The sequence below is a fragment of the Streptomyces sp. KLMMK genome, from assembly GCF_036961605.1.
In the GTDB taxonomy this organism is placed as follows: Bacteria; Actinomycetota; Actinomycetes; order Streptomycetales; family Streptomycetaceae; genus Streptomyces; species Streptomyces telluris.
Window position 1 is genome coordinate 1 of sequence record NZ_JBAMDC010000245.1, and the last position, 9,971, is coordinate 9,971.

A 9,971-nucleotide genomic window follows, 5' to 3' on the forward strand; every position below is an offset into this window, starting at 1 on the left:
GACGCCGCCGGTGCTCCTGCGGGCGCGCCGGCCGTCGACCTGACGGGCCGGCTCGGCCGCTGCTCCGGCGCCCTGGGCGTGCTGCAGTGCGCCGCGGCCGTCGCCCACTTCGACCGCCGCGCGGAAGACGGCGCGACGGACGGCACGGTCCTGGCCTGGGCCGGGAGCGCCGGCGACGATGCCGCGGCGGCGCTGCTGCTGACCGCCCCCTGACCGTCCCCTGACCACCCCCTGGCCACCCCCTGACCGCTCAACTCGCTTTTCCCCGAACAGATTTCCCGTACCGAAGACCCGACCCCCGGATCCGGAGACCCGCCATGACCCTTCAGCCCACGACCTCCCCCCTCGACGTCGAAGAGCTCCGCGCCGTGGTCGCCGACGCCCTCGAACTCCCCGTCGAGGAGGTCACCGACGACGCCCGCTTCAAGGAGGACCTCGACGTGGACTCGCTGATCTCCCTGGAGATCGCCGTGCGCATCGAGGAGCAGTACGGCATCCGCATCGACGACTCCGACCTCGCGGACCTGGGTTCCTTCCGGCGGATCGCCGAGCTGGTGCGGGACCGGGTCGCGAGCCGGTCCGCGGCATGAGCGCCGCGGCCGGCACCGCGCCGAGCGGCCCGGCACCCGGTGCCGCACCGCGGCCGGTGGCCCTGGTCACCGGTGGCTCGCGCGGCATCGGGCGGGCGGTGGTGACACGGCTCGCCGAGGACGGTCACGACGTCGCCTTCTGCTACCGCTCCGACTCCGGCGCCGCCGAGGCCGCCGCGAAGGCGGCCCTGGCGGCGGGCGCCCGGGTGTACGCGCAGCAGGCGGACGTCGCGGACGCCGGAGCGGCCCGGGAGTTCGTCACCGCGGCCGTGCGCGAGCTCGGCCCTCCGGGCGCGGTCGTCACCTGCGCGGGCATCACCCGCGACCGGCCCCTCGCGCTGATGGCCGACGAGGAGTGGCGGGAGGTCATCGAGACCAACCTGCACGGCACGTACAACATCTGCCGCGCGGCCGTCTTCCCGCTGATGAAGCGCCGCAAGGGGGCGATCGTCACCCTCTCCTCCATCGCCGGCGTCAGCGGCAGCGCGACGCAGACCAACTACTCCGCCTCGAAGGCGGGCATCATCGGCTTCACCCGCTCGCTCGCCAAGGAGGCCGGCCGGTACGGCATCCGCGCCAACGTCGTCGCCCCGGGGCTGATCACCACCGACATGACGGCGTCCCTGCCACAGGCGGTGACGGAGCGTCATCTGGAGCAGATCCCGCTCGGCCGGGCGGGCGCCCCCGAGGAGGTGGCCGACCTGGTCGCGTACCTGGTGTCGGACCGGGCCTCGTACATCACCGGTCAGGTCGTCGAGATCAACGGGGGTTTGCCGGGATAACGCGCCGCACGACACCGGAGAGAGATCGAACGGATATATCTACGAATAGCGCAGCCGCTCTCCCCGCCCGCGTTCCCGGCCTCCCCCAATCGGTGTCGATAGCAAGGGAATCCATTCTGCGGAGCCCCGCCGCGTACAGGTGGAAGCCATTCCGCGAATGGGCTCCCGGGCACCCGGAGTGACGTGTACCCTCAAGCACCTGTCGGCAACTGTGCGGAGCTCGGGGGAGCCATGACGCCGTCAACACGTGGTGCGATTTTCAAACCCAAGGTGATCGTCGCGATCGATTTCGGAACACACGGCACCGGATTCGCCTGGGCCACCGTCTCCGCGCTCCAGGACGCGGCGGGACACCGGGTCGTGGTCTACCAGCCGTTCACACAATCCGGGGGCCACACCTACCCGAAGGACCTGAGCGCCGTTCTGGTCGACCGGGCGGGCGAACCGGTGAAGTTCGGCGAAAAGGCACGCAATGCCTGGGATCGCGAACTGGCCCGCGGGAACCCCCAGAATTTCGGCTACGCCAGCAAGTTCAAGATGGCCATTCACGGCCGCGAGGGAAAGTCGGACATCCCGGAGTTCCAGGGCCGCCTGGCGGGGGCACGCCGTGACACCGTCAAGGACCTCGTCACCGCCATGCTCATGCACGTCCGCGGGGCCGCGCTGGACCAGATAGGCCGCTACGCCGTCGGCGGCGCGGCCTACACCGCCGACGAGATCCGCTGGTGCCTGACCATCCCCGCCATGTGGACCGAGGCCGACCGGCAGTTCATGCGGACGGCCGCCGTCTCGGCCGGGCTCCCGGGGGACGCCGAGCGGCTGCTGCTGGTGCAGGAGCCCGAGGCCGCCGCGGTCTACTGCGCGCTCAACGCGGGCACCGTGCTCGGCCCGGACCGCCCCGAGGGGCAGCTGGAGGTCGGCACCCCGGGGAGCCGGTTCATGGTCGTCGACTGCGGCGGCGGCACCGTCGACATCACCAGCTACCAGATCCGCGCCGAGGGCGTCGGCCCCGGGCAGCTCAAGGAGACCCGCGTCGCCGACGGCGACCGCCTCGGCTCCGCCTACGTCAACCACGCCTTCGTCACCGGCATCCTCACCGACCGCTTCGGGGAACAGCAGCTCAAACAACTGGTGGCCGCCTTCCCCAAGGAGGTCGGGCAGCTGGAGTCGGACTGGGAGACCGAGAAGGTGCGGCTCGTCTCCGAGACCGCCGCCGACGGCACCCCCGTGATCAGCGACACGGTGCTCGTCAGCATCCCCGGCAAGATCTGGGACGCCCTCGACGAGACCACCAAGTCCCGGCTGACCGTGCTCGCCTCGGGCGAGACGCACTACATCGAGATCACCGCCCACGAGGTCACGAAGCTCTTCGAATCCGTGGTGCGCCCCATCCTCGGCACCATCGAACGGCAGCGGGCCGCCGCGTCCGGCGACGGGCCGCCGGTGGGCCGCGAGCAAATGCTGCTCGTCGGCGGATTCGCCCGCTCGACCTACCTCCGCGACCGCATCGCCCAGCGCTTCGGCCACGAAGTCCGGGTGATCACGCCGATGGACCCCGCCGTCGCCGTTCTCGGCGGCGCCGTGCACTTCGCCTACGACCCGTCCATCATCTGGGGCCGGCGCTCCAAATACACCTACGGATTCGGCTGCAGCATGCCGTTCCGGCACGGCACCGACCCCCTGGAGAAATTCTTCATCGACGACGACGGAAACGAGAAGTGCAATGACCGTTTCGTCGTGATGGCCCGGCGCGGCGATCTCGTTCCGACCGATCACCAGGCGCTGAGCACCGTGGCGGTATTCCCCAAGTGGACCTCGGTCCAGGTGACGATCCACGCCACGTACGCACACGACCCGCAATACACGGACGAGGAGGGCTGCGAAGCCATCGGGAAAGTCATTCCCGATATCTCGGGCTCGGTCGGCCTGCCCACGAGCCGGCGTTCCCTGGACGTCGCGTTCTCCTTCGGGACGACGGAGATCGAAGTAGAGGTCCGCGACCGCCGGTCCGGAGCCGCCCGCAGCGCCGACGTCGCCTTCGACGACCTCTACGGCCGCGGCAGCACCGACCGCCCCGACCCCTCCCAAGGAAGGTGAGCCGAGCCATGTACGACCACTACGGGTGGAACGAGCACGAGGCCCCTCAGGAGCAGCCCGCCGCCCCCTCCATGCGAGCGGCGACGAGCGGGCAGTACTCGCAGGAGTGGTGGCTCGGCCAGCTGCGGGACCTGCACGAGCGGCTGGTGGCGGTGGAGTCGTGGCAGCACGGCACGGACGCACGGGCCGAGCAGCAGAACGCCAAGCCCAGGAGGGGCTCCGCGCAGCACGACATCACGCGCCTGCGGGAGACGGTGGGCCAGTTGTCGGACGGGGTGACGGTCATGGCCTCCCACGTGGAGCACCTGGAGGCGCGGATCCGGCAGGTGGAGACCCTGCTGGACCTGCTGCGCTCCGCGGGCGTCCGGGACGCCATCGCCACCGGGGAGGCGCCGAGCGACATGCACCGGCGCCACTCCCAGATCAAGGAGCGCTACCAGCGGCTGGTCGACCAGGACCTGCGCAACCTCGCCCGCGAGCTGTGCCCCGCCGACGCCCGGCAGTGGGACCGGATCGCCGGCGGCATGCCGGCCGCACGGGCGCGCGCCGTCGCCGAGACCGTGCACCTCCTCTTCGCCCCGGCCCGGCAGGGCGCGGCCGCGACGACGGAGGGCGTGCTGTCCACCCTGGCGGAGCGCGGCTACGCGACCGAGGGCGTCGAGCCCCGGCTGCGCAAGGCCGTGGACGCGGCCAACGGCATCGTCCGGGACATGGCCGCCGTCGAACTGCCCGCCACCCTGCAGTTCGACGTCGACGTCGAAGCCCTCGCCGAGGGCGACTACCAGCCGTACAACAGACAGGACACCGGGTCCCCGGGCTTCGTCGTCGCACCGGCCTACGCCGTCAAGGGCGAGGCGCCCGAGCACCACCTGAAGGCGTTCGTCTTCCTGGTCCCGGACGAGGCGCCGTGACGGCCCCCGAGGACACGCTCTCCCTGGAGATCGTCGCCCGCGGCGTGCCGCTCGTCGACGACCGGCTGCTCCTCGAACTGACCAACGACCTGCACACCGCGAACGACCTGGCGCGCGCCGGGGCCCGCGAGGGCTTCTTCGCCCGGCTGCTCGGCCGCGCCACCGGCCGCGACCGCATCCGCGAACGGACCGTCCGCGACCGGATGCTCAGCACCCAGAAGCTCACGCTGCGCTGGCTGACGCACCTCAGCGAGCGGATGACCGTGACCGACCTCGTGGTGGCCGAGGTCGCAGAAGAGGTGCACGACGCCAAGAAACGGATCGAGCGCGTCGAGACGTCCGTCCAGTGGTCGGCGGACGCGATCGGCGAGCTGGGGGCGGTCCTGGCGCGGCTGGCCGGTGACACGGGCCGATTCCTGTCCGACCACGAGCGCCGGCTGGCGGCGCTGGAGGCCCGTACGGCCATGGACGCCGCGGCCCGCCGCTGGCGCCACCCGCGGCCCGACCCGGGCCTGCCCTGGCTGGTGGGCGCGGTCCTGCTCGCCCGCGAGGTGGCCTCCGGCCCGGCCGGCACGTACGCCTTCAGCGGCGGAGAGGCCCTCATGCAGCGGCAGTTGACCGAGCGCATGCTGCAGGACCCGCCCGTGCCGTGGTTCGAGGGGGTCAAGTCGCTGCCGGCCATGCTCACCACCGCCGTCCGCGACCTGCCCGGCGAGAACCACCGGCTGATGGTGGCCGAACTGCTCGGCCTGGGCGTGGCGGAGGAGCTGTCGGACGCCGCCGGGCCGCTGACCGCCGCCCTGGCCCGGGCGGCGGAGCTGGCCGTGGCCGGATCCGGGGCCGACGAGGCGGCGCGGCAGGCCCTGCGCGACAGCAGCGGCAGCGGCGACCTCTTCCTGCCGTCCAGCCTGAGCGTCGAGCAGCTCGTGCGGCGCATCGTGGCCGAGCAGTTCGCGGAGGCGCGCCAGCGGCGGATCCGGCTCCGCAAGCTCGCGGAGTCCGACGACGGTGGACAGGGCGGTGCGGGACGTGAGTGACGCACAGGATGTCGAGCGCACCTTCTCCACCTGGGCGGAGCGCGCGAGCAGCGTGGCGCCGGGGCACACCGCCCCCGTGCCCACGGCGGCACCGGGCCCGGACGGCCCCGCCGCCGCGCCCGGGACCCGGCCGCCGTTCCGGCCGGCCGGCTCCCTGCGCATCGGCCTGGTGCTGGCCGGCGGAGGCGCCAAGGGCGCGTACGAGCTGGGCGTCTGCGACTACCTCGCGGAAATGGGCCTCGACATCGCAGCCGTCGCCGGGACCAGCATCGGCGCCCTCAACGGCGCCGTGCTCGTCAGCGCTCCGGACCTGAAGACCGGCACCCTGCGCCTGGCGGAGTTCTGGGAGCGCTTCTCCACGCAGTCGGGCGTGGCGCCGTTCGCCGACCAGGGCCTGCCGCTCGACGCGGCCGGGGCGGCGGCCGAGGGCACGGCCCGGCAGGCCCGGCTGCTCGCCTCGCGGCTGCTGGGCCTGCGCCGCCGGGTCGGCCTGCTGGAGGAGCTGGTGAACGAGGCGGTGGACGCGGCCGCGATCCGGGCCGGCCGGCCCCTGTGGGTGGTCGCCTACCCGCTGGCCCGCACGGAGTCGCTGCCCGTACGGCTGCGCCACCTCATGGAGGTGCTGCGGTGGCTGGGCGGCGCGCGGGGCGACGTGCTGCCGATCAACGGCTATCCGGAGCACCAGATCCGGGAAGCCGTGCTCGCCAGCGCCGCGCTGCCGTTCATCTTCCCTTCGCGGGTGGTCGACGGCTGCGCCTACCTCGACGGCGGGCTCGGCGGCCCCGGCGACCGGACGCCGGTGCGCGCCTTCGCGGAGCAGGAGCACTGCGAGGTCGTGGTGGTGGTCCACCTGCACCCGGACGCCGTCGTGAGCTCGCACGCCGCGAGCCGCGTCACCCGCATCGACATCCGGCCCAGCGTGCCCATCGTCCCGCCCGGCCCGCTGGGGCCGCTGACCGGTCTGCTGTCCTTCTCCCCGGACCGGGTCCAGGCGCTGCGCCGCCTCGGCTACCGCGACGCGTGGGTACGCTTCGAGGAGCTCCACCACCTGCTCGGCGTGCACAACTCCCTCTCCCGGGCCGAGACCCGCATGCTCGCGGCGTTCCAGCGGCTGTGCGACGCCCCCCGGCCCGCGACACCGTCGTGACGAGCGTTCCGGAGGGCACCGTGCGAGATCTCCCCTGGCACCTGAGCCGGCCGATCGCGCACCGGGGCCTGCACGGGGGCCCGGACGCCGTGGCGGAGAACTCGATGGCCGCGTTCCGGCGCGCCGTCGAGCACGGCGTCCCCTTCGAGCTCGACGTGCAGCTGACCAGGGACGGCGCCCTCGCCGTCGTGCACGACGCCGCGGTCCGCCTGCCGTCGGGCCGCGAGCTGCCCGTCACCTCCCTGCGGCTGGGGGAACTGCGGGCGGTGGCCTCCTCGGCCCTCGGGTCCCACCTGCCCGCCACACTGCCGGAGGTGCTGGCCGTGGTGGCCGGCCGCGTGCCCGTCATGGTCGACGTGCGCCGGTGGGGCGTGGCCGGGGCGTCCGGCCTGGAACGGGCCGTGGTCGCGGCGCTCCGCGGCTACGGCGGCTGCGTGGCCGTGCAGTCCTTCGACCCCCGTACGGTCCACCGGCTGGGCCGCATGCTCCCCGGTGTGCCGGTCGGGCAGATCGCGGGTGCCCTCCGGTCCGCGCCGCCGGTCCTGCGCGCCGCGGGCCGGTCCATGGTCACCAACGCCGTCTCCCGCCCCGGCTTCATCAGCTTCGAACTGGACGCCCTGCCGTCGCGGGCCCTGCGCTTCTGGCAGCGGCGGGGCCTTCCCGTCATCGGATGGACCGTCCACTCGCCGGAGGAGGAGCGCGCCGCGCGGGAGTCGGTCAGCAACGTCTTCTTCTCCGGATACCTGCCCGTGTCAGCCCTGTGAACGTGGGGGAAAAGCGTGTTGAGGAAACTGGGCCTGAGAGCGACCGCGCCGCGCTGGCGCAACTCGGAGGAGGGCTTCACGGCGGCCGCCGAGCGGTACGTCCTGGACGTCATCGACTTCTACGACGTCCGCGCCGGGTGGCACCGGCGGCTCTACCGGCTGAGCGGTGCCGTGGTGATCCTGGTCGGCGCGGCGCTGCCCGTGCTGACCGCCCTGGAGTTCCCGGGCAAGTCCGTGGCCATCTCCGGGGCCGGGTTCCTGGTGGCGATCACGACGGCGCTCAAGACCCTCTACCGCTGGGACGTCTCCTGGATCCTGCTGCGGGAGACCGAGATCGAGCTCACCCGCGTGTACCTCGCGTGGCGGGCGGGGGGACTCGGGACCGACGGGTCCGACGGCTCGTCCCGGTCGGCGAACGCCCTGCTCGACGCGGTGTTCCGCATCCGCCGCCGCGAGTCCTCGGAGTTCTTCAAGAACCTCCCCGATCCCGGCCCGGCGCCGCAGCCGGTGAACGGCGGCGCCCCGAACCGCGCGGTCCGCTGACGGAGGGCCCGTGCCCGCGGATCAGCGTGTCGGTGCCGGCGTCTGCGCGAGGAGGGTGCGGACCCACGCCGCCTCCGGGACGCCGAGCCGTTCGAAGAGGGCCAGTGCCTCGCGCAGGTGGTCCCGTCCACGGGACGGGTCGCCCAGGCGGGGCAGGGCCCGCCCCAGGACCGCGTGGGCCAGGCCCTGGCAGTAGGTCTTGCCCAGTTCGCGGGCGATCTGCAGGGACTGTTCGGCGCAGGAGACGGCGTCGGTGTCGCACCATTCGGCCAGCCGGCACTCGGCGAGGCGCGCCCAGGCCAGCCCTTCCCAGCCGCGCTGCTGCTGTTCGATGAAGTAGCCGAGGGCGTCGCGTAGTTGACGGGCCGCCAGGTCGGGGTGGCCCGTCTTCTGGAGGACGCAGCCGTGCTGGTAGAGCGTGAGGGCGACGGTCGGGCCGTTGCCGGTGGCCTCGGCGAGGCGGACGGCCTCGGCGGCGTCGCGCTCGGCCTCGCGGGGCTGGTCCAGGGCGAGGCGGACGCGGGCGGCGTTGGCGAGCACCCGCGCTTCGCTGCCCTTGTCGCCCAGGACGTCGCACAGCACGCGGGCCTGTTCGAGCAGGGGCAGGGCGAGCGCGGGGCGGTCGGTGGCGAAGCAGAGGATGCCGAGGGCGTTGGCCGCGAGGTGGCGGCACATGGGGTCGTCGGCGGCTTCCGCGAGGCGCAGCGCCTCGGAGAGCTCGCGCTCGGCGGCCTCGTACACGTCGGTGAGGTAGTGCAGGTTGCCGAGGGTGTACCGGGCGCGGGCCTCGACGCACGCGTCGCCCGCCTCGCGCGCGGCGGCGGCCGTCAGCTCGGACAGGCGGCGCAGTTCGTCGCGGTGGGCGGGGCCCTCGATGAGGCCGGACCAGGTGAGCAGCAGGTCGCCCGCGGCGCGCAGCGCGCCGGGGAGTTCGCGCACGGACTGGGCGAGGGTGGCGGCGAGGGTGATGTGCTCGCGGCGCAGCCACTGCCGGGCCTCGTCGGCGTCGGCGAAGGCGAGGCCCGGGGCGGCGACGGGGTGCAGGTGGCGGTGCAGGGCGTGGTCGGGTTCGAGGACGCGGGAGGCGTTGCCGACGGTGGCGAGCAGGTGGTCGAGGAGGCGCGAGACGGCCCCGCTCCGCTCCTGCGGCGTTTCCGTGCGTTCCGCCTGACGACGCGCGTAGAGCCGCAGGAGGTCGTGGAAGCGGTAGCGGCCGGGGGCGTACGACTCCAGCATGCCGGCGTCGGCGAGGCCCTCGGCGAGGTCCTCGGCGGTGAAGTCGTCGCGGTCGAGGAGGGCGGCCGCGGCGTCCAGCGGGAGGTCGGGGGCGTCGGCGAGGGCCAGCAGACGGAAGGCCCGGGCCTGGTCGGACGGCAGGTGGGTGTAGCCGAGCCGGAAGGTGGTCTCCACCGTCAGGTCGCCGGCCTGCAGCTCGTCGAGGCGGCGGCGCTCGTCGTCGAGGCGGGCGACGAGCGAGGCGAGCGTCCAGCCCGGCCGGGAGGCGAGGCGGGAGGCCACGATGCGCACGGCCAGCGGCAGGTGGCCGCACGAGGCGGCCAGGGCCCGCGCGGCGCGCGGCTCGCCGGCGACCCGCTCCTCGCCGGCGATGGCGGCCAGCAGCGAGAGGGCTTCCGGCTCGCTGGACACACCGATGTGGAAGTGGCGGGCGCCGCCGAGGGTGATGGCCCGGGAGCGGGTCGTGACGAGCACGGCGCAGCCTGCGGTGCCGGGCAGCAGCGGGCGGATCTGGGCCGCGTCGCGGGCATTGTCGAGGAGGAGCAGCACGCGCCGGTCGGCGAGCACGGACCGGTAGAGGGCCGCCCGCTGTTCCAGGTCGTCGGGGATGTCGGTCTCGGGGACGTCTAAAGCCTGGAGGAAGTGGGCCAGGACGCTGCCGCTGTCGGCGGGGTCGGCGCCGGCGCCCCGCAGGTCCACGTAGAGCTGGCCGTCGGGGAAGTCGGGGCGGGCGAGGTGGGCGGTGTGGACGGCGAGGGTGGTCTTGCCGACGCCGCCGATGCCGGTGAGCATGGCGATCATCACGGCGGGTCCGGCGGCGCCGGTGAGCGCGCCGTGCACCTCGCGCACCAGGTCCTCGCGACC

9 protein-coding genes and 1 pseudogene are annotated in these 9,971 nt (G+C 73.7%); 9 read left to right on the top strand and 1 reads right to left on the bottom strand.

The window, feature by feature from the left end; translation table 11 throughout:
* The 9 genes and pseudogenes from V7793_RS26450 to V7793_RS26490 form a co-directional block, all read left to right on the top strand.
* A pseudogene (locus V7793_RS26450) lies at positions 1-213 on the top strand (beta-ketoacyl synthase N-terminal-like domain-containing protein); the annotation flags it as partial.
* Between the two features lie 104 nt (positions 214-317).
* Entirely contained in the window at positions 318-590 is a 273-nt protein-coding gene (locus tag V7793_RS26455; protein ID WP_168094871.1) for an acyl carrier protein, read from the top strand.
* Positions 587-1,372, top strand: a complete 786-nt coding sequence (fabG, locus tag V7793_RS26460) for a 3-oxoacyl-ACP reductase FabG (protein WP_336010672.1) — start codon at positions 587-589, stop codon at positions 1,370-1,372. Before V7793_RS26455 ends, fabG begins: the two co-directional genes overlap by 4 nt.
* Before the next feature lie 270 nt (positions 1,373-1,642).
* Positions 1,643-3,469 carry an Hsp70 family protein gene (locus V7793_RS26465; RefSeq protein WP_336010675.1) on the top strand — a complete coding sequence of 609 codons (1,827 nt, stop codon included), beginning with the start codon at positions 1,643-1,645 and terminating at the stop codon, positions 3,467-3,469.
* Between the two features lie 8 nt (positions 3,470-3,477).
* Complete coding sequence (locus V7793_RS26470) at positions 3,478-4,380, top strand: hypothetical protein (protein ID WP_336010678.1); 903 nt, start codon at positions 3,478-3,480, stop codon at positions 4,378-4,380.
* On the top strand, positions 4,377-5,417 hold the full coding sequence (locus V7793_RS26475) for a hypothetical protein (RefSeq protein WP_336010681.1): 1,041 nt from the start codon (positions 4,377-4,379) through the stop codon (positions 5,415-5,417). Before V7793_RS26470 ends, V7793_RS26475 begins: the two co-directional genes overlap by 4 nt.
* Positions 5,410-6,564 carry a patatin-like phospholipase family protein gene (locus tag V7793_RS26480; RefSeq protein WP_336010684.1) on the top strand — a complete coding sequence of 385 codons (1,155 nt, stop codon included), beginning with the start codon at positions 5,410-5,412 and terminating at the stop codon, positions 6,562-6,564. Before V7793_RS26475 ends, V7793_RS26480 begins: the two co-directional genes overlap by 8 nt.
* A gap of 20 nt (positions 6,565-6,584) precedes the next feature.
* Positions 6,585-7,328 (top strand): glycerophosphodiester phosphodiesterase family protein, encoded by a 744-nt coding sequence (locus tag V7793_RS26485; RefSeq protein ID WP_336010686.1) that lies wholly within the window; start codon positions 6,585-6,587, stop codon positions 7,326-7,328.
* Positions 7,329-7,346: 18 nt separating this feature from the next.
* Positions 7,347-7,871: a DUF4231 domain-containing protein gene (locus V7793_RS26490; RefSeq protein WP_336010688.1), complete on the top strand. Its 525-nt coding sequence runs from the start codon at positions 7,347-7,349 to the stop codon at positions 7,869-7,871.
* 21 nt (positions 7,872-7,892) lie between these two features.
* Here the strand turns inward: V7793_RS26490 and V7793_RS26495 are convergent.
* Positions 7,893-9,971, bottom strand: a 2,079-nt coding sequence (locus V7793_RS26495; RefSeq protein ID WP_336010691.1) for an ATP-binding protein, incomplete at its 5' end; no start/stop codon positions are given.